This window comes from Nocardia thraciensis (assembly GCF_054782435.1).
Genome location: NZ_BAAGSM010000021.1, coordinates 126,234 through 152,606 on the forward strand (window position 1 = coordinate 126,234; position 26,373 = coordinate 152,606).

A 26,373-nucleotide genomic window follows, 5' to 3' on the forward strand; every position below is an offset into this window, starting at 1 on the left:
GGAACGGCAGAAATGGACAACGGCCGGAGCGCTCGAATGTCGAAATAAGCTGACCGTCAGTATCGAATAGCCCAGGGAGTCACGGAACGCCGTGCGGCGCATAGCCTTTATGCGTGGACGGTATGGCCGCGAAGATTGTTCCTCGGAGTTGTCCTTGTCCTCGAGGAACGGTCGGGATCGGCCTAGATGCCCGTGGGATTTTCAATCATTGACATGGCGCAGGGATCGACTGCCTCGGGCCGGGTGGCTCGAGGGATCACGCGAACATGTGTCGTATGCATCGACTGCTGGCGCGTCGAACTCAAATCGGCGGATCAGTGAACAGGTGTGGGTTGATTGCGGGTGGCCGCGGTCAGCGCGGTGAAGACGGCCGCGTGCACGATACGCCGTGGTTCGTAGAGTTCCTTGCCCTGCCACAACGGTGTTCGGGTGTCGGCGGCGGCGGGCGCGGTGCGGTTGCCGCGGAGGTAGGCGATGGCTCGGTGCCGGGTTCGCGCGTCGGCCCGCATGGCCGGCTGAAGTTGGTGCAGGGTGAGTAGGGCGAGAGCTGTCTCTTCGAGGGTCGGAGCCCATTGACCCCAAGAGCCGTCTGCGCGTTGTGTGGCGTGCAACCAGTCGCGGGCGCGCCGAATTGCTGGTTGTACGGTCTGCCCGCCGAAGCGGGCGAGGGCGATGACGACGCAGTAGGTGGCGTAGTGGGGTGAGACATGCCATTTGTCGTGCCATGCCCCTTCAGCGGTTTGGGCGTCGAGCAGGCGTTCGAGGAGTCGTGCCCGTAAACGACGGTAGTGCGGCTCGGGGGTGGTCTGTAACCAGCCGCTGATGGCTTCGAAGGCGTGTGCGGTCGTGGTGGTGGAACGGGTCCGTTCTCCCGGGTAGCTGGCGCAGCCTTGGTCGTTGACGAAGTCGATCAGCGGTGCGGGCTCAATGGGTCGGCCGAATTGATGCAGGCCGTAGAGGGCTGCCGCGGTGTCGTCCCCGTCGGGTGGCAGCCCCGGCCCGCCGCGGACGCCCTCAGGTTCGATCTGGCGGCTCAGCCAGCGCACCCAATGCTTTCGGAATGCCTCGGGCAGCGAAATGTGGCCGCGTATGGCGAATCCGAGAATCCACAGTGTTTCGAAGGTGGTCATGGCCATTATGTCGGGAACTCCGCCGTGCAGTCGCCGGACCTGGTCGACGATCATCCGGGTGGCAGCGGGCTGCGGGGTCGGTGACCAAGCGGCGTAGGCGGCGGTGGCGGCCGCCGAGCAGCCGATCGGCAACGGTGTTGCCAAGGTGCCGATACCCGGGTTGTCCGGCCCGGCGAGTTCAGCGGAGTAGGCGAATTTCGCGGGCACCGCCTTGCCGTGGGCGAGCGCTCGACGCAGCCCGCTGAGTTGTTCGTGGTGGCCTCGCCAGCCTGCCAGGGCGTTGTCGAGCGCGGCCCGAGCAGGGATGAGGGCGCCGCCGCTGCCCGCGAGTGCGTGGGTGAGTTGCTCCAACAACGCCGGGACGGTGAACTCGACTGCCATCAAGTCCGGCTGCTCGTCAGGTTTCGACAACCCGGGCTGCAGTGCCAGATAGTCGAGAGCAGAGCGCACGGCCGACGCGTGTTCGGGTGGGCAGGCTCGAGCCAGGGCGGTAGTCGCGGCCAGGCTGGGCAGTAACCGGTAGCGAGCTGGCCAGCACGATGCTCCCCAGCTGCCGTCGGGGTTTTGGTCGGCCACGAGTCTGTCGATGCCGCCCTGGAGGAGGCGGTCCGGGAAACGGTCTGGTCGACTCAGGGCACAGAGAACGAGCTGGGCGGTGTCGTAGCTGGCGGCGTTCACCCCACCGAGGGGATCGGTGACGGCCTCACGGGCGAGCCGATGCAGGACGGGAGTGTGCGCTTGGTTCTCCATCAGGTACCTCGACGGGTGACGGCATGTCGGTGGGCGACGTCGTCGCGGCGGGATCGGTGTGATTCCAGAACAGGTCGCCGCGCGAGTAGAACGCGTGGCAGAACTCCCATTGCCTGCGCATGTAATCGGTCAGTTCGGGGTTGCTGCGGCTTGCGGTGCGGAGCTTTGCGTCGGCGTCGCGTTCGAGGTCGCCGAGAAGCCGGTCGATTTCGTCGCGGCTCGTGGCGGCGAACAGAGCGTTCGTGTCGCCCGTCCGGATGTCGCGGGCGACGGTGGCGAGATCGTTGATGAGACGGATGACCCGCTGAGTCGCGGCGCTTGCCGCGACGATGGCGTCGATGTCGCCACCACCGCCGTTGGCGATCCAATGCGTGGTGAACACGAACGAGACCGCAACGCTGTCCGCGTTGTCCAGGTACGTTCGCAAGGAGGGTTGGCGGACGTCGGAATCACCGTCGGTGGCCCACTGGCGTTCCTGTTTCATGGCCGCGAGGAGGCGTCGCAGGGCCGCCGACCAGTGTTGTCGCAGGGTTCGGAAGGCGGGGGCGGCGATCAGGTCGTCGCGCAGCTCGGCAAGCAGTGTCGTCAGCTCGGCGGCTGGTAGCGGCAGTGGTGGCGGTGTGTCGGTCCGGTTGTCCGTCGCGACTCTCATACAGCCTTGCATGAGGTCGTGTACGGCGGCGTCTGGAAGTTCGGAGCTGTCCATCAACCAGTCGAGGCCATGGATCCACAGCGTCGCGCGGGCAGCCGCGTTCAGCCGATCAGGCGGTGAACGAGGGGCACTGAAGGCGATCGCCAATGCGGTCGAGCCGAACAGTGCGCTACCGAACGGTTCGTGGTCGTACAGGACCGGGTAGGCGGCGGCCCACCTTGTCATGGATTGCCGAAGTCGCACCGCGGTGGCGCAGGCGATCCCGCAGTCGGCGGTGGTCAGCGACTCGGTCATCGGGTCCTTCGCACCTCTTCCCCACTCGATCCGCCGTGCCCACGGCCCCGCAGGGATCCAGTTTCGAACAGGGAGCGCGACAACTGAACAACGTCGCCCGCATAGCGCCCATGCGCGCCGCGAATGGATTGGCCCCGCGAGGCGGCCAGGGCCGCGTGCCGCTCGAGCGACTTCAGGTCTCAGCGCGATCGATAACCCGTAGCCGTAGCCCGGCGGGCTTTGTCGGCACGGACAATGTGGGGCGGACTCGCAGACGGGGGATGGGCTGCAGACGCCAGCGGGATGCGATTATTGCCAGGGCCAGGGTGGCCTCATTCGTACCGAAGCTGTCGCCGATGCATTTGCGTGCGCCAGCGGAGAACGGGATAAATCCGCTGGGCGGCGGTTTTGTGCGTCCTGTCAGCCACCGGTCCGGGTCGAAGCGGTTCGGATCTTCGTACAGGTCGGGCAGGTGATGGATGAGATAGGGACTGTAGGCGATCGTGGTCCCGGCCGATAGGAAATGGCAGCCCAGTTCGGTATCGGTGGTGACCGAGCGTGTGAACAGCGATCCCGGTGGATACTGGCGCAGGGTTTCGGTGACAATCCTGCCGGTCAACTCCAGTCGGTCGAGATCGGTGTACTCGGGTCGCCGCCCGGCCAGGACCTCGTCCACCTCGGCATGCAAGCGCTCACGGACGTCGGGGTGTGTTGCGACCAGGTACAGCGCCCACGCCAACGTCGCGGCAGTCGAGTCGGTTCCGCCGCCGAAAAATGTCACCGCTGCGTCGATGAGTTCGGAGTCGGACATCGCCTGTTCGTCGCTGTCGAGGCTGTGGGCGATCATCAGAGCCGACAGCAGATCGCCATGGTCGGCTCCACTGGCGCGGCGTTCGGCAATGATACCGCTCAACGTCTGGCGCAGCCGCGTGTTGGCGCGGGTGAACCGGCGATTGCCCGGTGTCGGCAGCCGAGCCAGCGCGGCGGGCATCACCATGCGGCGGGTCGTGCCGGCAATGAGGGCAGTGAGGTCGACGAGCGTCTGATGCTGTACGCAGGACGGCAGGTCAGTGTGGAACATGGCGGTGCCGAATGTTGTGGACGTGATGGTCATCATCTCGGAATATATGTCGAGGACCTGTCCCGCACTCCAGTTGTCGACCACCGAGGCAGCGTGGGTCACCATGGCGTGCGCGTAATCGGGCATGCGTGCGTGGTGGAAGGCGGGCTGGGCCAGGCGTCGCTTGCGCCGATGCCGACTGTGCGGGCAGGTGCCGAGTCCGTCGCCCAGCCACTCCCGGGCCCGATCGAACATGAGACCTCCTTTGTCGAAGGTCCGGTCGTCGAGCAGGATTTGACGGGTCAGTTCCGGATCGCAGGCGATCACGATCTTCGCGGGGCCCAGGTGGATCCGTACGAGGTCACCGTGCGCCGGGAGGGAAGATAGAAACGCGAATGGTCGCCGGATGAGTGGTACCAGGTGACCGAGCAACGGTGACGCATCCGGCGCGGTCGGTATCGAATCTGAGAATTTATTCATCTTCTGGTCCGTGTCCGCCGATCAGGTCGACCGGAGCGATGGCAGGTTTTGGCGGCGCTGCTGGCAATAGCGCCCGGTCGTCGGTTCCACGTGCCAGCGCAGGGCTCCGCCGGTACTGAGCAGCAGGCTGTTCCACCAGGTGTGGGCTCGGGAGGTCTCACGGGGGTCGAGCCGCAGGGTTTCCAGCAGATCAGGGAGACGCGGCTGTCGAGCCAGGACGGTGTCGCACAGGTCGACGACCGTGTGATAGGCGATGTCGATGGCGGTCTGCAGTCCACAGGATCGGTCCTGTTGAATGCAGTAGACGATGTTGTTGTAGGGGTTTTCCCTGGCGAGACTGCAGATATCGTTCCACCAGGCGACGATCAGCGTGCAATCGGTGAGCGTTTGCTGGATGACGGGGTGGCGGACGAATCGCCGCGGCAGGAAAGGGGCGTCGGTGAGTTCGATGTACTCCCAGTCGAACGACATCTCGGACGCCCAGAATCGTTCCCGGCGTTGTTCGGTCACTGTTGCGATGCGCCGGTTACAACGCAGGGCGGTCTCCCAACGGTAATGGTCGAGCCATCCAAGCGTGTGGGTGACCATACGTTCCCACAGTTCCGCACTGGCGCGCTGGCGGATCTGCTCCCAGAGGTGCATCAGGGTGTAGTCGAACGGATCGGATGTCTGGTCGGGAACATAGCCGGCGAACACCCTCTTGGTGTTCTCCACTGTTTCGGCGGTGGCGTTTTCATCCCAGCCGAGGGGACCGTCGAATTGGTCGTCGTAGGCGAAGAAGAAGCCGAAGATGTCGGCGACCAGTTGAAGATCGACCAGACCGATCCGTGGATGCATCAACGATGCGACTCGCGCAACGCAGGCGCCAGTGGTTTCGTCCAAGGGGACACCCAGGCCGGCCAGCCTGTCACGAACCGGGGTGATGCGGTCTTGAAAGGGATTGGCCTCGAACGGCAGCCGGATTTCGAACTCCGGAAGCAACACCTGCTCTCTGCCCGCGAGCCTCGGATCTGTGAAACCATCGGCGACCGCCCCGGCACGCCGACCCGGAGGATCGAGGCTGTGGCTCCTCAGCTGCGTGTGATCCATTCTTGGTCCCGGTTCGGTTGTGTGCCTACAGTTTTGGGTCCCACCACCAGGCGATGGTGGAGGCAGGTGGTTCGGTGCTGTCGTCACTGGGCTGGTCGGCCCATCGGCCACTCGGTGCAGACCCCGGCACCTGGTAGCGGGGTGTACTGAAACCCCAGTCGAGGTTTCCTCGCACCACATGGCCCAAATCCGCGAGGTATCGGCGTGTCGGTGTGGATTGGCGTGGGGCCGTCTTCTCGCGCAGGTGCAGGAACCGGCACATGATCCGGTCGCGGGCGGCCATGGCGCTGTGCACGGCCTCGTTCGGGGAGCCGCGTCGCTGGTTGGCGAGCACGTTGACGATGTTCTGGTCGGCTTCGTCGTGATGGAGGTCTTTGGCGTAGGACTGGATGTCGTTGTCCAGTGAGGCGAGCATTCGGGCCATCTCCGTGCAGGCGCGCACCGCGGGAGACTCCAGTTCGTCCGCCGGAATCTGTGGACCGGTGACCAGCTCGATCATGGCGGTGACCGGTTCTCCGGCCGCGCTGTTGATTCGCATGGCCAGGTAGTCGTCCAGTGACGGCATGACCACGTCGGATTGATTCCCGATCTGCCAGAGCACGCCCGTCAGCCAGGCCCGCTGGGCCAGTACCCAGCGCCGATACTGAACGGGGGTGCCCACATTGGCGAACCTCCGCGCCAGGTCCGCCAATGGGCGCAGAGCGCCGTGGGGTTCGGGGATCTCCGAGCCCGGCGATTCCAGCATTCGCAGGAGGCGGCCCGCCAACCGGGCGAATTCGGTGGTTCGGGTGTTCCAGGGAGCGTTGTCGCAGTAGGTGTCGTCGAAAGCGAATCCCCAGTACGTCCATTCGACCGCGATCTGAATACGGCCGCGTCGCGCGTGTGGTGTCATCCGGGCGTAGAACTCGGCGCTGCGACTCTTGCGCACCCCGGCCGGGTCGTTGCCGAAATGATTCCATTCTGCCAGCCACGCACAGGCTTTCTCCTCGAGAGTGTCGACATCAGGGTGGATGGCCGGCTCGATCGGGCAGTAGAAGGCCGGCATCTCCTCGATCGCAGATTCGTTGTGAGTCTTCGTCATTCGGTCTCCCTTCGGTGGTCAGGTCCGAACGGAATTCACGTACTCGGCGAGTTGGTCGAGACTGTGGAGTTCGTCGGCGGTGGCGGTGGGGATGGTGATGTCGTAGGTCTTCTCGACGCGGGTCAGCAGTGTGGTCATGTCCATCGAGTCCACGCCCTGGTCTTCCAGGGGGACATGAGGTTCGAGGGTTTCGGTGCCGGTGTCGATACCGGTCATGAGGGCGCTGATGTCGCTCGCGGTGATCATGGGTTGCTCCGTTCCGGTGAGGTGTATCGAATGAGGCTCGTGCCCCAGGTGAAGCCGACTCCGAAGCCGGCGAGCAGGACCGTGCGAGGTGGCTCGGCGTGGAGGCGGGGAGCGAGCATGAGGGGTAGCGAGGAGGAGACGGTGTTGCCGTAGTCAGCGATCTCGAAAGGAAGCCTGTTCTCGTCGACGCCGAGTTCCTCGCGTACCACATCGATGATGCGTTTGGATCCCGGATGCGCCAGGAACAGATCGACGTCCTGCGGGCCGAGGCCGTTGCGGCCGAGCAGTCGTTCGATGCTGCGCGGCGCCTCGCGGGCGGCGTTGAGAAATACGCCGCGGCCGTCCATGGTGAGATGTTCTGTGCCGCAGCGCAGTACGGACGTGGTGCCGGGCGCGGTGCCGAAGTCACCGTCGACGATCCGGTAGCCAGGGGCTTTCGGGGTGAGGTAGGTGGCGGTGGCGGCGTCGGCGAACAGCAGCGCGGTGTTGCGGTCGTGGGGGTCGACGATGGTGGTGTAGGGGTCGCAGGTGCACAGCAGGACGTGCTCGAACCCGTACCGGTCGGCGAGGGCGGTGGTGGCGGCGAGGCCGTGGGTATAGCCGGCGCAGCCCTGCGACAGGTCGAAGGTCATGCATCCGCTCGGCAAGCCCAGCTTCTCGTGCACGATGGCGGAGGTGTGCGGTATCCGCTGGTCGGGATTCTGGGTGACGACGCAGAGCAGTTGTATCGCGTCGAGGTCCACGTTCGCGTGCCGGCGAAGGTCGTCGCAGGCCTCGACGCACAGGTCGCTGGTGCGCTGGCGCGGGTGTTTGACCGCGCGGGTACGGATGCCGATCTTGGTGTGCAGGGCGTTGTCCGCGACACCCAGCGCGGCCGCGGCGGGCTGGTTCGGCACTCGCGTTTCGGGCAGGTAGGTACCGATCGCGGTGAGGCGGATGCTGTCCGGTGTGGTCATGTGCCCGGCTGTCGTCTCCGTCGGAATGCGTTGTCAGCGAGTCTCGTAGATACGTTCGTGGCCGTCGACCGCCGCCAGCCGGAACGGGCCGCCGGTCTGCTCGGGCAGGATGTGCTGTCCGGCGTCGGCGGGGATGCGGAATTCGTGCAGCGCCCGGTACTCCTCGTAGGAGAGGGGTTTGCGGGCGGTGATCGCGCGGTCGTGGGCGTCGGCACGTAAAAGGTCGCGGTAGCCGGGAACGGCGGTGGCGCAGAAGAATTCGGCGACACAGCCGGAGCCGTAGCTGAGCATCCCGACGTGCTGGTCGGTGAGATCGCGGCGATGGTCGAGTAGCGACGCCAGGGCCAGATACAGCGATGCGGTGTAGCTGTTTCCGATGGTGCGGTTGTAATGCGTGCTGGCGGTCAGCGCGCTGTCTGCCTCCTGCTGGGAAGGGGTCCGTCCGTGCGCGCCGAGTAGATGACGGTGGGCCTTGTAGGCCATCTCGGTGAACGGCTGGTGGTAGCAGAAGGCGGTGAAGTCGTCGAGGTAGCGGCCGCCGCGACGCAGGTAGTCGGCATAGGCTTGCTCGGCGGCGTCGAGGTAGCTGGTGACCGATAGTTTGCCGTCGACCACAGGGGTGGTGCGATGGTTGGGCCGCCAGAAGTCCATCACGTGGCTGGAGTGCACACCGGTGACCGGTTCGAGCACCGCGATACCGGGATCGGCGGTGACCAGAATCGCTGCGGCTGCGGCGCCCTGGGTGGCCTCGGCGGGGGTGTCGAGGTCGTAGCGGGCGATATCGGTGGCGATGACCAGCACCTGCTGCGTGGGGTCGCGGGCGATGAGGCCGGCGGCGAATTGCAGGCCGGCGGTGGCGGCGTAGCATGCTTGCTTGAGTTCGACGATGCGGGTCGTGTGCGGCAGCCCCAGCAGAGGATGCAGGTACAGACCGGCGGCTTTGGATTGGTCGACACCGGTCTCGGTAGCCAGCAACACAGTGCGCAAGGTGCTGGTGTCGTGGCGTTCGAGGAGGGGCGCCGCTGCGGTTGCGGCGAGCGTGACGATGTCTTCGTCGGACGCGGGCACGCTCATGGCCTCCTGTCCGAGCCCGTGGTGATATTTGCCGACGTCTACGCCCTGGTGGCTGGCCAGAGTGCTGTGCTCGATCATGTAGTGGGTGGTGGCGATTGACAGGTCGCCGATCCCGATGTGCTGGTTGGCCATTGCCCGTTCTCCTTCTACGGTCAGCGGCGAGCGCGTTCGAGCTGGGCGTGCGCGCGCATCAATTCGCCGGGATTGGTCTGTGCCGCGAGCAGCGACAGTTCTCCGCACAGCACGGTGGCGGCGGCGAGAGCGGCGAGCCGGCGAGCGTTCGTGCCCGGCGGTCGCGGCTCGCGGCAGCCCAGACGCGTCAGGGCGTGCTCGACATGGGCGTGGTGTTTGCCGTTGCCGACGGTGCCGACGATCAGGTTGGGCAGCGTGCAGGAGAAATAGAGATCGCCGTCGCGGACCTCGGCCCGGGTGATGCCTTGCGAACCCTCGACGATGTTGGCGGCGTCCTGCCCGGTGGCGAGGTAGAAACCGAGCAGCATGTTGGCGTAATGGGCGTTCGCGGAACGGATTCCGCCGGCGACCAGGGTGCCGATGAGGTTCTTGCGGGTATTCAGCGTGGCGATGCGCGCCGCCGTGGTGTGTAGTCGACGCTCGACGACCTCGCGTGGGATCGTGATCTCGGTAACCACGTTCTTGCCCCGGCCCAGGATGCCGTTGACGGCGCTGGCCTTCTTGTCCGTGCAGTAGTTGCCCGACACCGACACGTAGCGCAAGCCAGGGAAGTCGGCGAGCAGGCGGACGGTGAGCTGGTCGGCGGCCTGGGTGGTCATGTTGTGACCGGCAGCGTCACCGGTGGTGAATTCGAAGCGCAGATAGAGCAGATTCCCGACGATCTGATGATGCACGTCGATCAGCCGGGCGTGGCGGCTGCCCGCGGCGACGACGTCGCGGAATTCGTCCAACCGGTTTCGGACATGGGCGGTGGCGGCGAGGGCGGTCTGCGCATCGTCGGCCTCCACCACGATGGAACGGGTCATCCGGTCGTCGAGAACCGTCGCCGATATGCCGTGATCGACCAGCATCGATATCGCGGCACCGCGTCGGACGGAAGGCCACAGCGGTGTCTCGAAAGTGGCCAGGGGAATGTCGAATTCGCCGGTGACCGTATTGCCGCCGAGGCGAAGTGGCCCGAGCCAGGCCATCGGCACCAAGGCGTGGTCGTCGGTGGCTGTGCCCTTCGGGGAGATCATGCCGGAACCCGCCTCTCAGTCGGTGCGGTCGGGTGCGCTGGCGCGGCACAGTCCCGCGTGAGCGCGGCGCTGCGGCGGGTGAACGGCCGGGTGTCGATACCTGCTGTGCGGCAATAGGTTTCCACTGGACCGCTCAACATCAGGTCGCATCGTGTGAGTGCGTGCGGGGTCGCGGCGCCGAGGACGGTCATGATCGAGAGGAGGTGATCGAGCCATTCCCGGATCGTCGTGACGAGCGCGTCGGTACCGCGGTCGAGCAGGATCGTGAGAAACGTCCCGGCCACGCCCGCGGCGCGCGCCCCGAGTGCGAGCGCGCGTGCGACATCGAGCGGTGAGCGAACACCGCCCGAGGCGAGCAAGGGGATACGGTCGAGGCCGGCGGAGTCGAGCAGGCAGGCCGGCGTCGATTGCCCCCACCCTTCGAGATAGGAGAAACCCGTGTCGTCGCGCCGCCGGTTCTCTATGCGCGCGAAGTCGGTGCCGCCCCGTCCGCCGACGTCGGCCACCGCGACTCCGAGGTCGGCCAGCCGGGCGACCGTGGCGCGGCTGAGGCCGAATCCGACCTCCTTCACGATCACCGGCACGTCCACGGTTGCGGCGATGGCTTCGATCCGCCGTGCCCGGTGCGCGAAGTCGCGGTCGCCCTCGGGCATCACGATCTCCTGGACCGCGTTGAGGTGGATCTGCAGCGCGTCGGCCTCGAGCAGATCGATCGCACGCCGAGCCTGGCTGGGCGTGGTGTTGGCGTTGACGTTCGCGAGGACCACGCCCCGCGGGTTGTGCGTGCGCAGGACGCGATAGGTGTCGGCCACCGCGGGGTCGCGCAGGTAGGCGCTCATCGACCCCGCGGCGATCGGCAGTCCGGTTTCGGCGGCGGCCACGGCCAAGGCGCGATTGATCTCGCCGGTGCGGGCGCTTCCGCCCGTCATACCGTTGATGAACAGCGGCGCCGGCCAACGACGTCCGGCAACGTCGACGGTCAGGTCGACACTGCGGCGGTCGATGCTCGCCAGTGCGTGATGCACGAAACGCACGCCATCGAAGTCGTTGTGCTCGGCGCGTCGTCGGTGTTGGTCGACCGCCAACCGCACATGATCGTCCTTGCGGTGACCGATCGAGTCCGGACGGGTCATCGTTCATGCCTCTTTCCACGGAATCGGTGACGGTGATCCCAGAATCTCCCGTTCGGCGTCCGGACAGAACCCACAATCGCGCATGCGTCGAATGTGCGGCGCGCATAGTCGCCGACGACGGCGGACCGTAGCCGCCAGTGGTGAGAGTCAGAACGGATGATGTTCGGAGGAGTTGGGGTGGTGGTACACCCGCAGTGGGATATGGGTGATCCCGACGGCGGACCAGCGGTCGATGACCGCGGTGGCCTGCTCGGGGCGAGTGCGGTCGATGACGGCGATGCCACAGTCCCCGCCGCCGGCGCCGGAGGGTTTGGCTGCGGCGCCGGCGAAATCGGCCGCGGCGCAGAGTGCGTCGAGTTCGGGTGTGCGGATCCCGAGATCGGCCCTGTCGTCGAGGTCGTCGAGAAGTCCTCGGGCTCTGCGTATCTCGTGCTGGACGCGGGTGACGTCATCGGCGCCCAACGCCCGGACGATGCGTTCGACGCAGGCTGTCGTCTCGACCAGAAACCGCGGATGCGCGCGGATACTCGCGTGGCCGGGGCCTGTGCGCCGCGTCAGCGCCGAGGTCGAGGCTGATTTTCCGGTCCATCCGACCAGCAGGCTGAGGCGGTGCGGCGCCGGCAGCGGGCGGACCGACAATCCCGGCCAGTCGGCGCGCACTGTCTCGGCCACGGTGCCGGTGGTGGCCAGTTCGGCGATGCGGGCACGGTCGGGACTGCGGTAGGCGACCCACCCGCCCCACGTGGCGGCCGCGACATCACCGCCCGACGCGCGCGGGTCGACGCCGACGGTGGCGAGCATGGCGAGCCGGTAGCGCTCGCTGCGGCCGAGTCGCAGGCGATACAGGTCGGCCAGGGCGGAGACGGTGGCGACCGTGATCGCGGCGCTCGAGCCCAGTCCGAGTTTGTGGCCGGCTCCGTCGGTCAGGTCGGCGCCGCTGGTGGTGGCGGCGAACGGCGCCGGCTGCCCGCCGGCCTCGGCCACGAGCCGTTCGACGATATTCGTGGCCGACAGGACGTAGCGGAAATTGTCCGGGGTGTGGCCGCTCTCCGGCATGAGAATGCCGTCGCGGCGTACGCATCGCAGCTGTGTTCCGCCACCTAGGTCCGAGGCGAATGTGGTTTCCGCGCTAGAGGTTTCGGTTACCGTGACTGTGACGCAACGGTCGACGGCGACAACGACAGCGGGATGCCCCGGTTGCAGCACGGCGTACTCACCGGCGAGGAACAGCTTGCCCGGAGCCGCACGGCGGATCATGGTTCGTCACCACCGGTTACGGTCACGCCCGGACCCGGGCGCGCGATGCGGATCGACACCAGGTCGTCGAGTTCGCGCAGCGCAACCACCACTTGTGCCGCATGGTGGCGCGCGCACAGGACCGCGACGTTGGGGCCGGCATCGATGGTGGCGTACGCGGGAATACCGTCTGCCCTGAGCCTGTCGACTCGGTTCAGAATCCGCAGCGACTGCGGCGCGAGGTAGCGAATCGACGGCTGCGACGCGAGCAGTACCGCGTGCATTCCCAGGGCGTTGTGCTCGGCGATTCGCCCGGCGCGCACCAGGTCTCCGGCAGCGAGCGCAGCCTGGACCTGTTCCAGGTCGGTCCGTGTCGCGGTGGCCCACGGCAGGTAGAACGGGGAACTCATCATCGAAAGGCGCATCGCCGTGCGGCTCGGCAACGGTTTGGGTCCGGTGTCGACGATCGCGACCACCAGAGCGGCATCCACCGCGTAATGGCTCGGTTCGGCATAACTGCTCTCGTCGGCCGCGGCCCCAAATCCTGTCCCGGCATGCCAGGTGACGAATCCTCCGAAGATCGAGCGGCACGCCGAACCCGATCCGCGTCGAGCCAACCGCGACAGCGCCCGGGCGTCCGATTCGATCCCGTAGGCTTTCGCCGCCGCCGCGGCGAGGGCGGCGAAACCGCTCGCGGAGGAAGCCAATCCGGCTCCAGTGGGTATGGTGTTGTTCGTTTCCACCCGCGCTCGTTCGGAGCGGCCCGCCTTGTCGCGCACCAGATCGAGGAATCGTTCGACCCGCATGCGAGTCTGCGGGGACGCGTCTCGCCCGTTCAGGATCACCGCATCGACAGTCGCCCTCGGCCGTAGCGTGACCCGGGTTGTGGTGGGGAAGATGTCCAACGTCATCGAGAGGCTTCCGGTCACCGGCAGGACCAGCGATTCGTCGCGCTTGCCCCAATACTTGACCAACGCCATGTTCGGATAGGCGATCGCGACCGGCCCGGCTCGACGTCCAGCGAAAGCGGCGGCGCTGTGGGCGGTTTCGGAGGTACTCATCGGCAATCCTGTGTCATCGGCACGGTCCACGTCCGGGCGGCGCCGGCCGCGACGAGCTCCTCGCGGACGGTCGAGGCGCGCTGCGGTTCGGCCAGCGCGATCAGACATCCGCCCAGCCCGCCGCCGGTCAGTTTCGCGCCGAGCGCACCCGCCCGCAGCGCGACATCTATCAGACGGTCCAACTGCGGTGTACTGACGTTCAATTCGCGAAGCAATCCTTGAAATGCGTTGAGCCGCAACCCCAGTGCCGGCATCTGTCCCGCCTCCAGATCGGCCGTGGCGGCGTCGGCGAGCCGACCCGCCGAGGTCAGGATCTGGTGGGCGTTCGCGTGGTCTGCCGCCAAGACGGCGCGCACGGAGTCGACCGCCGCCCGGGTACTACCCGCTGCACCGCTGTCTGCCACCACCAGGACGGCATCGACGGCCGATCGGATCGGCCGGGCAATGCCGGCGTCGAACCGGATCGGTCCCCGAGCGATTGCCGCGGCGGCATCGACACCGCTGGCGCGACCGTGCGCGACCGTTTCCCCGACCTGTACGAGGCTGTACAGGGAGCGCTCGTCGAGCGGGATGCCGTAGCGGTCGGCGACGGCGCGGACCGCCGCCGCGGCCGCCGCGGCGCTGGACCCCAGGCCCCGAGCGGACGGCACGTCACTGCGAATGCGTACCTCGACACTGTCGGCTAGCCGATCCCAGCGACGCAATGCCGCCGCGGTCGCCGCCGCCGCGCCGGACCCGGCCGGGATCGTGTCGGCGTTGCAGACGAACCCGCTCTCCGATGTCTCGGCCGACCGCGACACCGGGATCGCCGACAGCTGTGTCAGTGCTGAAACGCTCGAAGTATGAAGAACCGCGTCCACTTTCAGTTCGGTCACAGGAATGGCGATGGCCGGCATTCCATAGACGACGGTGTGCTCACCGAGCAGGATCACCTTGCCGTGCGCGTGGCCCGTCCCGAGTACCCGTTCGGGCGTCGTATCGGTGGAAGTCATGGCAGTGCTGTCCCTACCCTCCGCAGCCGTATCCGGCGTAGCGCCGGTGCGGTGGTTCCGGTGATACGGGCGATGCCGCGATAGCGGCATCTGGTGTTGTTCCAGAATGTCGCCCTCGCCGTATGAGTCGGAAGACTTTGCTGCGCATGGGTCCCATGCGTGGCTCGCATACATCGTCGGCCGCAGTGGGGAGCGCCGTTCGCGGGTATACCCGGCAGCCGCAGCGGGTCACGAAGGATTCGCGGGGCTGTGGCCGATACCCGGGAGGGCGCCGGGAGCTTGCGGCACGGCGGTGAGCGCTTTGTTGTTCATGGTGTCTCGCTCGTGGTGGTGCCTCGACCACGTGCATCCCAGGAACCGCAGAGGTGGGCCGCTGTGAGAATTTCTGCCGCGATGATTCTGCCGGGTCGGTAGAGGTCCTTGTCGTGCCAGAGCGCGGGAGCGGCGAGTGCGCCGTTTTCGAGGGCGCTCGCGCCGCGGGCGACCGCTCGGTGGACTTCGGGGTCCGGAGACGTAGCGGTCTGGATCAACATCTGCAGGGCGTAAGCGGTCTCTTCCGCGGACCCGGCCCAGATGCCCCAGGATCCGTCGGCTCGCTGTGAGTCGAGGATCCATCGCCGTGCGTGGCGGACCGCGTCCCGGGTTGCGGGATCGGTGAGTTCGTGATCGTGCAGGGCCAGTGCGGCTGCCTTGGTGGCGTAGTAGGGCGAGGCGTGCCAGCGGTCGAGCCAACTGCCGTCCGGGCGCTGTTGGGCGCACAGCCAGTCGATGAGTTTCGCGACCGATGGCGAGGGGAGCGTGCCCGAGTTGTTGTCGATGAGGGTGAGGGTCTCGAGGACGTGAGCATTGGTGGTGACCGAGGTGCCGTCTTCGCCCGGCCAGGTGCAGTAATTGTGGTATCGCTCGTACGGTCGCAACGGATCGGGGGTGTGGCGATAGCCGCTTCTGGCAAGGACATACAGCGCGGCGGCCGTGGTGTCGGCGTCTGCGGGCAGTCCCGGCGCGGTGGATAGGCCCTGTGGTCCGAGCTGGATGTCGAGTTCGTGGAGCAGTCCGGCGGGATCGGTGAAGGGAATCTCCGCGCGCGTCAGCGCAGCCAACACCCAGCACCGTTCGAACGTAGCGATGGGGGCACAGACAGGGACGGGGCCGCCATGGCGGTGCACTGTGCCGGTGAGGAATTCGTAGGCCGCACTGTCGCGGGCATTGCCGAGCCAGGCCGCGGTCGCGGCGGGGGATGCCCCGACCGCGCCGTTGACCGACAGATGGCCGCGTCTGCGGGCGTCGGGGCCGAGGACTTCGAGGGCGTGTGCGAGCTTGGTCGGCAATTCCGGCGTCGTACGAGCGGCTCGACGAACAGCCCTGAGGCGGCGGTCGGTGATCGTGGCAGGTATCGGAAGTGGTGGTGAGAGTCGCTGATTGAGCTCTTCGAGCAGGCTCGGCACGATCAGGTCGATTGCCGGAGTGTCCGGTGGTGGCGCGGTCGCGGAGAGCGCTCGCCGCAAGAAGGAGATTCCGGCATCGGCGGCAGCGTCCGCGTCGGACCGGCCTTCGACTCGCAGAAGCGCGTCTACGGCGCTGAGCGAGGGCACCAAGCAGTAACCGAGATCAGGTGGGCCCCAGCCGCCATCGCCGCGCTGCCATTCGAGCAGATACGTCACTCGCTGGTCGTGCCGCGGGAGCCACGGCGCCGTGGCGACGAGTCGTCCGGTCTCGTACACCGAGGGAGTCACCGAGCCCCACGGGTCCGCAGCGAGGTCGCGCAGGAGGACGTCCGCCGAGGTGGTCGACAAATTCTCCGACGAATGAGAATCGAAGGCCGAGCCCTGGTGTGCGTGAATTCGACGGGCAGGCCGAGACGTGCCGGTCATCGCGGGTTCCGTGTATCCGAGGTCCGATACCACCCGAGATCGAAGTCCAGGAGCCGGCCGAGAGACACAGCAGCGGGATGCGGCGAATGTGGACCGAGCAGTCGATGACAGGCAGCGGTGTGCCGGTCGATCAGGTCGTCGATCTCGCGCGGGCGGGCGCCCAGCAGCAGGGCGTTCGCGCGGCAGCCCTCGGCGCGCTCACGGTCAGCCGTAGCGAGATCGTTGGCGAGCCGGAGCGCGAGCTGGGCGTGTTCCAGGGCGTTCGACAACGTGGTCAGGCGGTCGGCGATATCCGCCTCGCCGATTATGGCCCACCATGCGACGATGACCGGCCCCAGAGCGAAACTGGCGCTGTGGGCGAGATAGTCCTCGAGCGAGACAGGGTCGTCGGTGTAGCGGAGGTGTCGTTCCCATACGAACGCATCCACAGTCGCGTGGATGTGCTGCCACCAGATCTCGGCGAACGCCGGCCATCGCGGTTGCCGGGCGAGGTCGGCGACAATGTCGCGGAGTGCGAGGGAGAGCGAGTCGTCGATTCGGCGCTCAGCGGCGCCGAACGCCGCGGGTACGAAGGTGGCGGCGTCGCAGGAGGTGTGGTCGAATACCGCTTCATCACCGTCGAAGACATCGTCGAGCGCGGTGATCCACACCGCGGTGTGCGCGGCCGGACCGAGAGCCGGCACGAGCGGGGGCGGGCTACACAGCGCGAGGCTGAGCACGGTTGCTTCGATGACATTGCTGTGCAGGTTCTGTGCGGCGGCCCAGTTTCGCACCTCGCCCATCAGGCGAGTCGCATGCGCGCAGCCGCGACCGAAGTCGAACGCGTTGGACGGCTCTCCGAACAGATCTGCCGTCGGGGGGAGGGTCGAGTTGGTCGGCATCTGTCCTCCTGTCTACGGCCGCGACGACAAACTCTCTGAGGCGGGCCGAGGGCGGGATCATTGCAGCAGCCTCGAATATCGACGCCGCGTGCGGAAGGTTCTTCGGCTCATAAGCCTGATGCCTGCCGCGCATGGCTCGCCCTCGGGATCACATCGCGACGAAGTCTGACGACGGTATGTGGCTCGCGCATGGTGTTCATGCGTGCCGAGGCGCTCGACGGCCCGGACGGTGGGTCGAAACTTGAACCGGCATCGGAATTTTCGAGGCGTACAACGTAACGAGTAGGGGCGGCGGCGAGTCGAATGACCGGGACATTGGCAACAGGCATCCAGATCGACGGCATTCTGGCTCGTGCCCGGCGGCTCTGTGAACCCGCTCTGCGCGAGGCGGTGAACGCTATGCCCGAGCCCTTACGACGCATGGGGCTCTACCAGTTCGGCTGGGCCGATCGGGAGGGTAAGCCGACACACAGCGGGTGGGGCAAGGGATTTCGGTCGGCACTGGCTTTCGCCTCGGCAACGGCGTGCGGGGCGGAGGCGGCCGCGGCGCTACCAGCAGCGGTCGCGGTGGAACTGTTGCACAACTTCACCCTGGTGCACGACGACGTGATGGATGGTGACCGGCTGCGGCGTGGTCGCGCGACGGTGTGGGATATCTGGGGTGCTCCGGCCGCGATCTGTCTGGGTGATGCGTTGCACGCCATGGCTGTTCGTGTGCTGGCCGGCGACCGCCACGCCGAAATCGCCGAAGCGGCAGTATCGCGGCTCGAGCTCGCGGCGGTGCACGTGTGCCGCGGGCAATGTCAGGACTGCGCTTTCGAAGCCGGCGGCCACGTCGGCATCGACGACTACCTGACCATGGCCACCGCCAAGACCGGGGTGCTGATGGGCTGCGCGTGCGCGCTGGGCGCGCTGAGCGCGGTCGGTGAAACGGCGCCTCTCGACGCGTTCGACACCTTCGGCCGAGACATCGGTCTGGCATTCCAGATCACCGACGACATCCTCGGCATCTGGGGGAATCCCGCACGGACCGGCAAGGCGGTCGGCGCGGACCTGATGCGTCGCAAGCGCTCGTTCCCCATACTCACCGCTATGGAATCGGAAACCTCGGCGGGACAGGAACTTTCGCGTCTGTTCCGCGGCAGTGCACCGATATCACAGGCCCACGCCACGCGGCTCGCGCGCCTGATGGAGTCGGAAGGGTGCCTGCGACGCTGTGAACGGCACGCCGACACGCTGGTGCGCACCGCCGTCTCGGCGCTTCCCGGCGATGTGATCAGCACCGACCTGGCCGCATTGGCCCACTCCGTCGTCCACCGGACGCGCTGACACCCCACCTGGCGCCGCGATGCGTGGGCTGGCGGCAATCGCCGCTTGTCGCTGGCCTGTTGGTGGTCCGCGCATTCCAGGGCACTGCGCTGGACGTGCGGCCGCCGGCTCAGTGCTCCCCGGGCAACACGGTCCACAGCGTCTCGGCCGTCTCGGCGGGCGGTCGTGAAGAGACATTCTATGCGTCGCGCGCTTGAACATTATGCGCCGCAACCACTTCGATCGGACGGGTTCGGGCGGCGATGCTGGATCCATGGCCGAGTCCGCCACAGTCGAGGAGACCGACAGCACGGTCATGCAGTCGATCGACGCGAGGAGATCACGATGCACGACATTGACGCGCAGAGAACTACGAACACGCCCATCCGAAGATACGACGGACTGAACGACAGCCACGACGATATCGGTGTCCTCGGTGTCGGTGGATTCGTGCCGGACCGGGTGCGTACGAACGAGGAAGTCGCGGCGCGCGCGGGCGTGAGTGCGCGGTGGATTGCCGAACGGACCGGTGTGCGTCGTCGCCATGTCGCCGAACCGGGCCAGGCGGCATCCGATCTCGCCCGTGCCGCTGTGGGCAGGGCGCTGTCGGCCGCCCGCCTCGGACCAGATGATCTGGATCTACTCGTGCTGGCCACGTCGACCCCGGACGAGCTGGGTCCGTCGACCGCATGCCGTGTGCAAGCCCAGTTGAACGCTTCGCGCGCTGTCGCTTTCGACGTCTCCGCCGCGTGCAGCGGCTGGCTGTTCGGCACCAGGGTGGCTGTCGACTGGCTGCGTGCCGAAGGTCAGGGAAGCGTCGCTGCGGTGGTGGGTGTGGAGGCGTATTCGCACTTCCTGAACGCCTCGGACCGCGCGACCGCCTCGCTTTTCGGAGACGGAGCGGGTGCGACCATCCTCGGTTCGGTCGCGCCGGGTTCGGGGTTCGGCCGAATCGAACTCGGCTCGGACGGGCGCCACGCCGGTGACGTACTGATCCCGGCGGGAGGTAGCAGACACCCCGCGACCGCCGAAACCGTCAGTGGCGGCCAACATTCGATCCACATGGATGGCAGGGCTGTCCGTGAGTTCATTCTCGAGGTCTTTCCCAAACTCGCCCACGAAGCGCTGGAGCGGTCCGGCCTCGCCGCGAGCGAGATCGACGTCGTGGTAGCGCATCAACCCAACCCGCTCCTGCTGCAGCAGGCATGTTCTCAGGCCGGGCTCGACACAGACCGGCTGGTAATCATCGGAGACGACGTCGGAAACATCGGCGCTGCCTCGGTGCCGTACGCGCTCGCAGCGGCGGAGGCCGACGGACGGCTCTCGCTCGGCGACCGCATTCTCATCGTAGGGTTCGGCGCCGGCTTGACCTGGGGCAGCACCGTTCTGACGTGGGGAGTCGACGGGCAGGAGCAGCAGCGATGAACAAGAACGCCGAAAAACATTCGAGCACAGCGGTTTTCCTCGTCCCCGGCCAAGGCGCAGACCCGCGAGGAGCGCTTGCGCGGGTCCATCGGGCGACCGCGGAACGGCGTGCCGGGATCGAGGAAATACTCGCCGAGATCGAGGAAGCAGCCGGCGAGGCGGGTCACGGCCTTCGCGAAGTGCTGCTGACCGAGACACGGGTCGCGCCCCGGCCCGGCCTGCCGCAGCTCGCCAACTACGCGATATCGGTGGTGCTGAACGATCTTCTCACGTCGATCGGTGTGCGACCCCGCGATATCGTCGGGCAGAGCTTCGGAGAAATCGCGGCATTGGTGTGCGCCGGAGTTTTCGACATCTCGGACGGGGCCCGCGCCGTCTGTGCGCTCAACGTCGCTTTCCGCGATGTCGAGGGCCTGGGTGCCATGGTGCTCGTCAATGCGTCCGAGCGCGACACGCGCCGACTGCTGAGTGCGGTGGGCCACCCCAAACTTGTTGTCGCCTGCGTCAATACGCCGAAGCAGACGATCGTCAGCGGCCCGACGGAGGCGATCGAGGCGTTGTTGGCCGCACCGACGGAGCGGCAATTGGTCACCTTGCCCGTTCCGTACGCCTCACATCACCCCGACCTCGGAGCCGTCGCGGATCGCTTTCTGATGGGCATTCGTGGAATCCGGCAGCGTCGGTTGCGGGTACCGGTCCACTCCCCGGTGCGCCGACGTGCTTACACCGATGCGGACGACCTCCACGAGGCACTGTCGGACTGCGTGATCAAGCCGGTACATCTGCCCGAGACTCTCCGAGATGTCGCCGCGCACGCGCCGACGATGTTCGTGGAACTCGGCGCGGGTGACGCTTTGTCGCGCTGCGCCGCCGCCACTGTGCCGCAGGCGCGCACCTTCACCCCACTCACCGGAGATGTCTCCTGGCTGACCGGTGCGCGAGCACGACAATCCATCGAGGCAGGTTCGAGGCAACGATCATGAAGACCGACGAACGACAACTGGACCCCACGCTTCGCCGATCCGATCCGAAGCGCTTCCTCTTGGGCCGCAAGCCCGCGGCGACGGCTCCGCCCTGGCTACACGACGCCGTCCCCGCCACCGCGTTCTATTGGCCGAGCGGCACCGCGTTGTACGACCGGCTGGACCTCTGTTACGCGAGAGCCCGGCACGCCGCCCGGGTCGCGCCGAGTGCGGAGCAGTTGCTGGCCGAGCCACGGATGTTGTCGGCCTTGCTGAGCCGGCTCGCGGTCGCCGATCCGGTGTTGTTCCATGTCTGCCTGGTGCATTACGCCCTGGTCCTCGCGCCCATCGTCGAGAACGATCCGAACAACGACCATGCCGGCTTGCGGGAGATCCGGGCTGCCCTCGAGTCGATGGAGACGTTCGGTGCCGCTCTGATGAGCGAGTGCTCGCATCGCAGCAGCAGCCACCTGCACCTGCGTACCCGGGCGACTTTCGATCGGGTGACCGGGGACTTCATCCTGGACACCCCAGACAACGCCGCCCGGAAGTTCCCGAACAACACCGCAAGCCCCGGGGTTTCGAAAACCGGTGCCGTGTACGCGCAACTGGTCGTCGACGGCGTCGAACGGGGCATGTTCGCTTTTATCGTCCCGCTGCGCGATGCCACCGGCGCTGTTCTACCGGGGGTCGAGATCGATCCCGCGCCGGACACCTTCGCGCTCGCGTCCGATTACGCCTACGTCGGGCTCCACGGCCTGCGGCTGCCACGGCACGCCTGGCTGTCGGGCGGCGCAACTCTCGACGCCGACGGCACATTTCGCGATCCTCTTCCTGGCACCGACGCCCGCCGGGCGAGCACTATGAGCGCGGGAGCGCCGCACGTGTGGCGCAGCATCATCGCGGCCGCCGCGGGTATCGCCCAGGGCGCCGCACGAATCCTCCACTCGCACACGGCCGACCGTCTCTCCATGGGACGACTCGCGCCCGAACAACCGCTACTTCGGTACCGCACCGTACGCGAAGCAGTCCTCGGCAGTCTCGCCACCGCCTACGTACTGGCCATCGTCGCCGAGCACGCTCACGGCGAGCGTCCCGCCGCGACCACAGCCACCGAATCGACCTGGGCGCCGTGGTCGGCGGTCGACCGCGAGCTGCCGCTGCTGAAAGCCGCGGCAACGCGATTGTGCGCCGAGGTCGTCTCGAGCTGTCGTGCCCACTGCGGTGCGAACGGCTTCGCCGGGCACGACCGCCTCAACGCCTTTCACGGGTGGGCGCACGTGTACGGGACCGCGGGCGGCGACAACGACCTCATCCTGATGGATACCGCGCACACTCTGTACGACGCGGCCGAGCACCAGCAGATCATCGACCGAGACATCGAAGCCGTCACGGACCTGACCGCCCCCCGGAGTTGGCTGTCGATGGCCCAGGCCGTCGAGCGCAGGTTCCGGCGCAAGCTCACAGTCGAAGTAGACGCCGCTCGCGCTGACGGATGCGATCCCTTCACCGCCTGGAACGACAACCTCCCGCTCGCGCAGGCTACGGCGGCAGCCCATTCCGATCGCATCGTCTTGCAGACCCTGGCCGACGCGCACGAGGCCGCGCCCGAACCGGTCGGTCTGCTCCTGTGTCTCCACGGGCTGTCCTGGGTCGAGAAGCACGCGGGCATCCTCGGCGAACTCGAGTGTGCGCCCAGGCCCCTGGCCGACCACATCTGGGATCAGCGCCACGCTCTGTGCGAGAGCCTCATGCCATACGCCGCCGACCTCGCTGCGGCATTCGACTTCCCGGACCTGGCTCGATGAGTCCTCCGCAGCCCGAATCCCAGCCACCGGATGTGCCTTCGCACTCGGAAGGAGAAACGAATATGCCACTGACCGAACTGTTCGGCCTGGAAGGCAAGACCGCACTCGTGACCGGCGCCTCGCGCGGCATCGGCCGAGCGATCGCGATCGGCCTCGCTGATGCGGGCGCCGACGTCGCAGTAGTAGCGCGCCGCCTCGATCCCCTGAAGCAGGTGGCCGCCGACATCGAGTCGCTCGGGCGGCGGGCGCTCGTATTCGCCTGCGACACCACCGAACCCGCGCCGACGCAGCGCATGGTCTCCGAACTCGTGGACGAATTCGGCGCTCTGGATATCGTGGTCAACAACGTCGGCGGATTCGCCCACATCGGACCCTTCCTCGAGTTGTCGGGCGGGGACTGGGCACACGTGGTGCACAGCAACCTCGACTCGACGGTGAACGTCTGTGCCGCCGCGGGGCCACACCTGGTGCGGCACGGCGGGTCGGTCATCAATGTCGCCTCCATCGCCGGCCTCGCCGGTGTCGCGGCGCTGTCGCCGTACGCCGCGGCCAAGGCAGCCGTCATCTCGCTGACCCGGACGCTGGCGACCGAATGGGCCGGTGTGGGGGTGCGGGTCAACGCCGTCGCGCCGGGCTGGGTCGACACGGAGTTGACACGGCAGTTCGCCGGGGATGCCGCAGCGTCCGCCGAACTGATGCGCGCGGTACCGATGGGCCGGTGGGGCGCGCCGGAGGACATCATCGGCACCGTGATCTACCTGGCGGGCAACGCCAGCCGCCTGGTGACCGGCAGTTGCGTCACTGTCGACGGCGGGACGACCTGCAACGCGGGCGGGCCCGCGATGACCGAACTCCTCGCGATGGGCCGCATACCTGTCTGAGAGCGACACCTGTCGTGGTTCGTGCTCTCGCTGAACTGTTCGACCCATGTCACGCCGAAAGGGAGGACCTGTCAGATGGTGTCGAAATTTCACACACCCTCACGCGCGAAGCGATCGTCGCTGTCGGCCGGGAGCCGCGTCGCGTACCCGGAACCGGTGCCGCTACCACATGTCGAGACTCTCGAAATGCCTACTGTCACAGAAGAACTGACGGAGTGCTCGGCGGAGTCGTGCAGGTGCGGCTCGTCGGTGTTCCACGATCGCCTCGAAGGCAGGATCGGCCCGCACCGAGGCTGGGGCGCGGCGATACCGGCGTGGGATCTACCGGGCCTGGCTTGGTTCCGATGGATCATCGGCCACCAGATCGCGTTCATCGCCTGGAGGTTGCTGGCAGACTCGCTACGGCGGCATCTCGAGGGCGCGGCGTGCTCCTGTGGCGCGACCGGGACCGACCGCGCGGCGGAGCGCCCAACGGTGCCGACGAGCGCCGCGGCGGGCGACTGTGCCGGCTTGGCCGACCTGGGCACGCTGATGTTCCTGTACACCGGAAGCTGCTCACCGCAGACATACCACCGGACCGTACGCCCGGCCATGTGCCGACAGCATCCGGCGTTCAGCGGCGAATGGGCCGTCGACTACCAGCCCCTTCCCCGCTTGGCCCGGCGAATGACCGCGCGCGATTCACGGTGCGCCCACTCCTGGACCGTGCGGTGGCGATTGCAGCAGCGGGTACACATGGCGGTCGCGGCCCGCTTGGTGCCCGACGGGCCGTCGCTGCTGCGCCGCGCGGGGCGCTCGCCCAGGCAGGGCCCCACCGGCGCAGAAACGACACTGTACGACCAGTTCTTCGGCACCCGGCGCCGCAGCATCTGCCGCCGGTCGGTGAACGCCCAGCTGTATCACCGGATCCGAGCGGTCCTCTACGACCTCGAGCGGCACGGGCTCTACCCGCACACCGTCCCGGTGTCGGCGAACAGCACAGACCGCGCCCACCAGGCCATCGCGGACCTCGAGTTCCGGGCCCCCGATCTGCTCACCGAACACGCCGAGGCGCTGCTCCCGTCCTCGTTCGGCATCCAGGCGGCCAGGAGGTCGTGGGTATGACCACGGGTGCGGCAAAAACGGTCGCGCTGACCGATGCCCTGCACGAGTACATGCTGGCCCATGGATGTCCACCGGACGAGGTGGCGGCCGATCTCATCTCGGAAACGGCCCGGCTGGGGGAGGTGGCGGAGATGCAGATTCCGCCGCAGCAGGGCGCGCTGCTGACCATGCTGGCACGGTTGGTGAAGGCCAGGACGATCATCGAGGTCGGCACCTTCACCGGGTATTCCACGCTGTGCCTGGCGCGCGGTCTGCGCGCCGGCGGACGGGTGATCACCATGGACCTGCGCGAGGACTGGACGGATGTGGCCCGGAAGGCGTGGGAGCGAGCCGGTGTCGCCGACCGGATCGACGTGCGCCTGGGCCGCGCGATAGACACTCTCGCGCTGCTGCCCCGGCAATCCGTCGTCGACCTGGCGTTCGTCGACGCGGACAAGGCCGGCTACATCGACTACTGGGAGCAGCTGGTCCCGAGAATCCGTCCCGGCGGAATTCTGGTGGTAGACAACGTCTTCTACGGCGGCGAGGTCGTGAACGCCGCCGCCGAGGGCAATGCCGCCGCCATCCGCGCCTTCAACGAACACGCGGCGGCCGACTCGCGCACCGACATCGTGATGCTCCCACTCGCCGACGGCGTCACCCTCGCCCGCAAACTCGACGGTCAGGAGAACCGATGACCACCGACACACAACCGCTCGTCACTCCGGTGCCTTTGATGGAGCTCACCTCCGGTGTCTACGCATTCAAGGCATTGGCGCTCGCCGACGAGCTCGGGTTGTTCACCTGGCTGTCCGGGCGCACCGCCACGATCGAGCAATTCGCCGCGTGGCAGGATATCGCCGCGCGGCCGGCCGAACTCCTGCTCACCGCCTGCACCGGAATCGGCCTGCTGGAACGCGATCCCGACGGCAACTACAGCAATACCGTGCTGGCAGAGCAGTACCTGGTGGAGGGCCGCCCGCACTACTTCGGTGGCTGGATCAAGGTGGTCGACCGCCACGAATACCCCGCCTACGAACATATCGCCGCCTCGCTGCGCGGCAACCACCCGACCAGCTGGGGCGTCGAGAAGCAGGAAACACTGTTCGCCCCGGACGATCCGATCATGGTGCAGACATTCTGGGACGGCATGTATTCACTGTCCCGCTACACCGCGACACTGCTCGCCGACACCGTCGATTTCACACCCATTACCAGGCTGCTCGACGTCGGCGGCGGAGGCGCGGCATTCGACATCGAACTGTGCCACCGATTTCCGGCACTGCGCGCCACCGTGTTCGATCTGCCGTTCGTCTGCGACCTCACCCACGCACCGGTCGCCGAGGCCGGACTCGCCGAGCGCATCGACATCGTCTCCGGCGACTTCTTCACCGACTCGCTGCCGGCGGACCACGACGCGGTGCTGTTGTCGAACATCCTCCACGACTGGGGTGAGACCGAGATCGAACAAATCCTCGGCGCGTGCGCCAAAGCCTTACCGGCACAAGGCTATTTGCTGATCTGTGAGTCGTTCGTCGCCGATGACAAGACCGGCCCGCCGCTGGCGGCGTTGATGAGTCTGAACATGCTCATCGAAACCTGGGGACGCAACTACACCGTGGCCGAGTACACCGACCAGCTGGACGCCGCGGGATTCGACACCGTCGAGGTCCACTCGTTCAACGGCCTGGGCGCCAACGGTGTTCTCGTCGCCCGTAAGCGCTGACCCC

General features: G+C 67.1%; 23 protein-coding genes. 8 read left to right on the top strand and 15 right to left on the bottom strand.

Features of this window, described 5'->3' with window-relative positions; all coding sequences use genetic code 11:
• Positions 1–314: 314 nt before the first annotated feature.
• From ACYVLQ_RS13465 to ACYVLQ_RS13535, 15 genes are all read right to left on the bottom strand, one after another.
• Positions 315–1,880, bottom strand: a complete 1,566-nt coding sequence (locus ACYVLQ_RS13465; protein WP_460697780.1) for a prenyltransferase/squalene oxidase repeat-containing protein — start codon at positions 1,878–1,880, stop codon at positions 315–317.
• The gene (locus ACYVLQ_RS13470; protein WP_460697781.1) at positions 1,834–2,826 is read right to left on the bottom strand and encodes a terpene synthase family protein; all 993 of its coding nucleotides are present in this window, start codon (positions 2,824–2,826) and stop codon (positions 1,834–1,836) included. The genes ACYVLQ_RS13465 and ACYVLQ_RS13470 overlap by 47 nt, the downstream gene beginning before the upstream one ends.
• A 172-nt stretch (positions 2,827–2,998) precedes the next feature.
• Positions 2,999–4,345 (bottom strand): cytochrome P450, encoded by a 1,347-nt coding sequence (locus ACYVLQ_RS13475; protein WP_460697782.1) that lies wholly within the window; start codon positions 4,343–4,345, stop codon positions 2,999–3,001.
• Positions 4,346–4,366: 21 nt separating this feature from the next.
• Complete coding sequence (locus ACYVLQ_RS13480; protein ID WP_460697783.1) at positions 4,367–5,434, bottom strand: terpene synthase family protein; 1,068 nt, start codon at positions 5,432–5,434, stop codon at positions 4,367–4,369.
• Positions 5,435–5,459: 25 nt separating this feature from the next.
• Positions 5,460–6,515, bottom strand: a complete 1,056-nt coding sequence (locus tag ACYVLQ_RS13485) for a terpene synthase family protein (protein WP_460697784.1) — start codon at positions 6,513–6,515, stop codon at positions 5,460–5,462.
• Positions 6,516–6,533: 18 nt separating this feature from the next.
• Positions 6,534–6,761 carry an acyl carrier protein gene (locus ACYVLQ_RS13490; RefSeq protein WP_460697785.1) on the bottom strand — a complete coding sequence of 76 codons (228 nt, stop codon included), beginning with the start codon at positions 6,759–6,761 and terminating at the stop codon, positions 6,534–6,536.
• Positions 6,758–7,717: a ketoacyl-ACP synthase III gene (locus tag ACYVLQ_RS13495; RefSeq protein WP_460697786.1), complete on the bottom strand. Its 960-nt coding sequence runs from the start codon at positions 7,715–7,717 to the stop codon at positions 6,758–6,760. The genes ACYVLQ_RS13490 and ACYVLQ_RS13495 overlap by 4 nt, the downstream gene beginning before the upstream one ends.
• Positions 7,718–7,750: 33 nt before the next feature.
• Positions 7,751–8,923, bottom strand: a complete 1,173-nt coding sequence (locus ACYVLQ_RS13500; RefSeq protein WP_460697787.1) for a hydroxymethylglutaryl-CoA synthase — start codon at positions 8,921–8,923, stop codon at positions 7,751–7,753.
• Between the two features lie 20 nt (positions 8,924–8,943).
• Positions 8,944–10,002, bottom strand: a complete 1,059-nt coding sequence (locus ACYVLQ_RS13505) for a hydroxymethylglutaryl-CoA reductase (protein WP_460697788.1) — start codon at positions 10,000–10,002, stop codon at positions 8,944–8,946.
• A complete protein-coding gene (gene fni, locus ACYVLQ_RS13510; protein ID WP_460697789.1) occupies positions 9,999–11,135 on the bottom strand; it encodes a type 2 isopentenyl-diphosphate Delta-isomerase in 1,137 nt (378 codons plus the stop codon). The genes ACYVLQ_RS13505 and fni overlap by 4 nt, the downstream gene beginning before the upstream one ends.
• A 147-nt stretch (positions 11,136–11,282) precedes the next feature.
• The gene (locus tag ACYVLQ_RS13515; protein ID WP_460697790.1) at positions 11,283–12,392 is read right to left on the bottom strand and encodes a phosphomevalonate kinase; all 1,110 of its coding nucleotides are present in this window, start codon (positions 12,390–12,392) and stop codon (positions 11,283–11,285) included.
• A complete protein-coding gene (gene mvaD / locus ACYVLQ_RS13520) occupies positions 12,389–13,432 on the bottom strand; it encodes a diphosphomevalonate decarboxylase (RefSeq protein WP_460697791.1) in 1,044 nt (347 codons plus the stop codon). The genes ACYVLQ_RS13515 and mvaD overlap by 4 nt, the downstream gene beginning before the upstream one ends.
• Positions 13,429–14,424 carry a mevalonate kinase gene (gene mvk, locus ACYVLQ_RS13525; RefSeq protein ID WP_460697792.1) on the bottom strand — a complete coding sequence of 332 codons (996 nt, stop codon included), beginning with the start codon at positions 14,422–14,424 and terminating at the stop codon, positions 13,429–13,431. Before mvk ends, mvaD begins: the two co-directional genes overlap by 4 nt.
• 308 nt (positions 14,425–14,732) lie before the next feature.
• Positions 14,733–16,217 carry a hypothetical protein gene (locus ACYVLQ_RS13530; RefSeq protein WP_460697793.1) on the bottom strand — a complete coding sequence of 495 codons (1,485 nt, stop codon included), beginning with the start codon at positions 16,215–16,217 and terminating at the stop codon, positions 14,733–14,735.
• A 74-nt stretch (positions 16,218–16,291) separates the two neighbouring features.
• Complete coding sequence (locus ACYVLQ_RS13535; protein WP_460697794.1) at positions 16,292–17,176, bottom strand: terpene synthase family protein; 885 nt, start codon at positions 17,174–17,176, stop codon at positions 16,292–16,294.
• A 303-nt stretch (positions 17,177–17,479) separates the two neighbouring features.
• On the opposite strand from ACYVLQ_RS13535, the gene ACYVLQ_RS13540 reads away from it, so the two are divergent.
• The 8 genes from ACYVLQ_RS13540 (at position 17,480) to ACYVLQ_RS13575 (ending at position 26,369) form a co-directional block, all read left to right on the top strand.
• On the top strand, positions 17,480–18,505 hold the full coding sequence (locus tag ACYVLQ_RS13540; RefSeq protein ID WP_460697795.1) for a polyprenyl synthetase family protein: 1,026 nt from the start codon (positions 17,480–17,482) through the stop codon (positions 18,503–18,505).
• A 324-nt stretch (positions 18,506–18,829) separates the two neighbouring features.
• Entirely contained in the window at positions 18,830–19,909 is a 1,080-nt protein-coding gene (locus ACYVLQ_RS13545; RefSeq protein ID WP_460697828.1) for a 3-oxoacyl-ACP synthase III family protein, read from the top strand.
• Complete coding sequence (locus ACYVLQ_RS13550; protein ID WP_460697796.1) at positions 19,906–20,892, top strand: acyltransferase domain-containing protein; 987 nt, start codon at positions 19,906–19,908, stop codon at positions 20,890–20,892. The genes ACYVLQ_RS13545 and ACYVLQ_RS13550 overlap by 4 nt, the downstream gene beginning before the upstream one ends.
• Complete coding sequence (locus ACYVLQ_RS13555; RefSeq protein WP_460697797.1) at positions 20,889–22,679, top strand: acyl-CoA dehydrogenase family protein; 1,791 nt, start codon at positions 20,889–20,891, stop codon at positions 22,677–22,679. The genes ACYVLQ_RS13550 and ACYVLQ_RS13555 overlap by 4 nt, the downstream gene beginning before the upstream one ends.
• Positions 22,680–22,741: 62 nt before the next feature.
• A complete protein-coding gene (locus ACYVLQ_RS13560) occupies positions 22,742–23,560 on the top strand; it encodes an SDR family NAD(P)-dependent oxidoreductase (protein WP_460697798.1) in 819 nt (272 codons plus the stop codon).
• 186 nt (positions 23,561–23,746) lie between these two features.
• A complete protein-coding gene (locus tag ACYVLQ_RS13565; protein WP_460697799.1) occupies positions 23,747–24,664 on the top strand; it encodes a hypothetical protein in 918 nt (305 codons plus the stop codon).
• Positions 24,661–25,341 carry an O-methyltransferase gene (locus ACYVLQ_RS13570; RefSeq protein ID WP_460697800.1) on the top strand — a complete coding sequence of 227 codons (681 nt, stop codon included), beginning with the start codon at positions 24,661–24,663 and terminating at the stop codon, positions 25,339–25,341. The genes ACYVLQ_RS13565 and ACYVLQ_RS13570 overlap by 4 nt, the downstream gene beginning before the upstream one ends.
• Entirely contained in the window at positions 25,338–26,369 is a 1,032-nt protein-coding gene (locus ACYVLQ_RS13575) for a methyltransferase (protein WP_460697801.1), read from the top strand. The genes ACYVLQ_RS13570 and ACYVLQ_RS13575 overlap by 4 nt, the downstream gene beginning before the upstream one ends.
• The last annotated feature ends 4 nt before the right edge of the window (positions 26,370–26,373 follow it).

Bases quoted from the DNA above. Each gene is read 5' to 3' on its own strand.
- ACYVLQ_RS13575 (WP_460697801.1), top strand. From the start codon at position 25,338: ATGACCACCGACACACAACCGCTCGTCACTCCGGTGCCTTTGATGGAG.
- ACYVLQ_RS13545 (WP_460697828.1), top strand. From the start codon at position 18,830: ATGCACGACATTGACGCGCAGAGAACTACGAACACGCCCATCCGAAGA.
- fni (WP_460697789.1), bottom strand. From the start codon at position 11,135: ATGACCCGTCCGGACTCGATCGGTCACCGCAAGGACGATCATGTGCGG.
- ACYVLQ_RS13495 (WP_460697786.1), bottom strand. From the start codon at position 7,717: ATGACCACACCGGACAGCATCCGCCTCACCGCGATCGGTACCTACCTG.
- ACYVLQ_RS13565 (WP_460697799.1), top strand. From the start codon at position 23,747: ATGCCTACTGTCACAGAAGAACTGACGGAGTGCTCGGCGGAGTCGTGC.
- mvaD (WP_460697791.1), bottom strand. From the start codon at position 13,432: ATGAGTACCTCCGAAACCGCCCACAGCGCCGCCGCTTTCGCTGGACGT.
- ACYVLQ_RS13570 (WP_460697800.1), top strand. From the start codon at position 24,661: ATGACCACGGGTGCGGCAAAAACGGTCGCGCTGACCGATGCCCTGCAC.
- mvk (WP_460697792.1), bottom strand. From the start codon at position 14,424: ATGACTTCCACCGATACGACGCCCGAACGGGTACTCGGGACGGGCCAC.
- ACYVLQ_RS13535 (WP_460697794.1), bottom strand. From the start codon at position 17,176: ATGCCGACCAACTCGACCCTCCCCCCGACGGCAGATCTGTTCGGAGAG.
- ACYVLQ_RS13550 (WP_460697796.1), top strand. From the start codon at position 19,906: ATGAACAAGAACGCCGAAAAACATTCGAGCACAGCGGTTTTCCTCGTC.
- ACYVLQ_RS13485 (WP_460697784.1), bottom strand. From the start codon at position 6,515: ATGACGAAGACTCACAACGAATCTGCGATCGAGGAGATGCCGGCCTTC.
- ACYVLQ_RS13480 (WP_460697783.1), bottom strand. From the start codon at position 5,434: ATGGATCACACGCAGCTGAGGAGCCACAGCCTCGATCCTCCGGGTCGG.
- ACYVLQ_RS13470 (WP_460697781.1), bottom strand. From the start codon at position 2,826: ATGACCGAGTCGCTGACCACCGCCGACTGCGGGATCGCCTGCGCCACC.
- ACYVLQ_RS13490 (WP_460697785.1), bottom strand. From the start codon at position 6,761: ATGATCACCGCGAGCGACATCAGCGCCCTCATGACCGGTATCGACACC.
- ACYVLQ_RS13505 (WP_460697788.1), bottom strand. From the start codon at position 10,002: ATGATCTCCCCGAAGGGCACAGCCACCGACGACCACGCCTTGGTGCCG.
- ACYVLQ_RS13515 (WP_460697790.1), bottom strand. From the start codon at position 12,392: ATGATCCGCCGTGCGGCTCCGGGCAAGCTGTTCCTCGCCGGTGAGTAC.
- ACYVLQ_RS13475 (WP_460697782.1), bottom strand. From the start codon at position 4,345: ATGAATAAATTCTCAGATTCGATACCGACCGCGCCGGATGCGTCACCG.
- ACYVLQ_RS13555 (WP_460697797.1), top strand. From the start codon at position 20,889: ATGAAGACCGACGAACGACAACTGGACCCCACGCTTCGCCGATCCGAT.
- ACYVLQ_RS13500 (WP_460697787.1), bottom strand. From the start codon at position 8,923: ATGGCCAACCAGCACATCGGGATCGGCGACCTGTCAATCGCCACCACC.
- ACYVLQ_RS13465 (WP_460697780.1), bottom strand. From the start codon at position 1,880: ATGGAGAACCAAGCGCACACTCCCGTCCTGCATCGGCTCGCCCGTGAG.
- ACYVLQ_RS13540 (WP_460697795.1), top strand. From the start codon at position 17,480: ATGACCGGGACATTGGCAACAGGCATCCAGATCGACGGCATTCTGGCT.
- ACYVLQ_RS13560 (WP_460697798.1), top strand. From the start codon at position 22,742: ATGCCACTGACCGAACTGTTCGGCCTGGAAGGCAAGACCGCACTCGTG.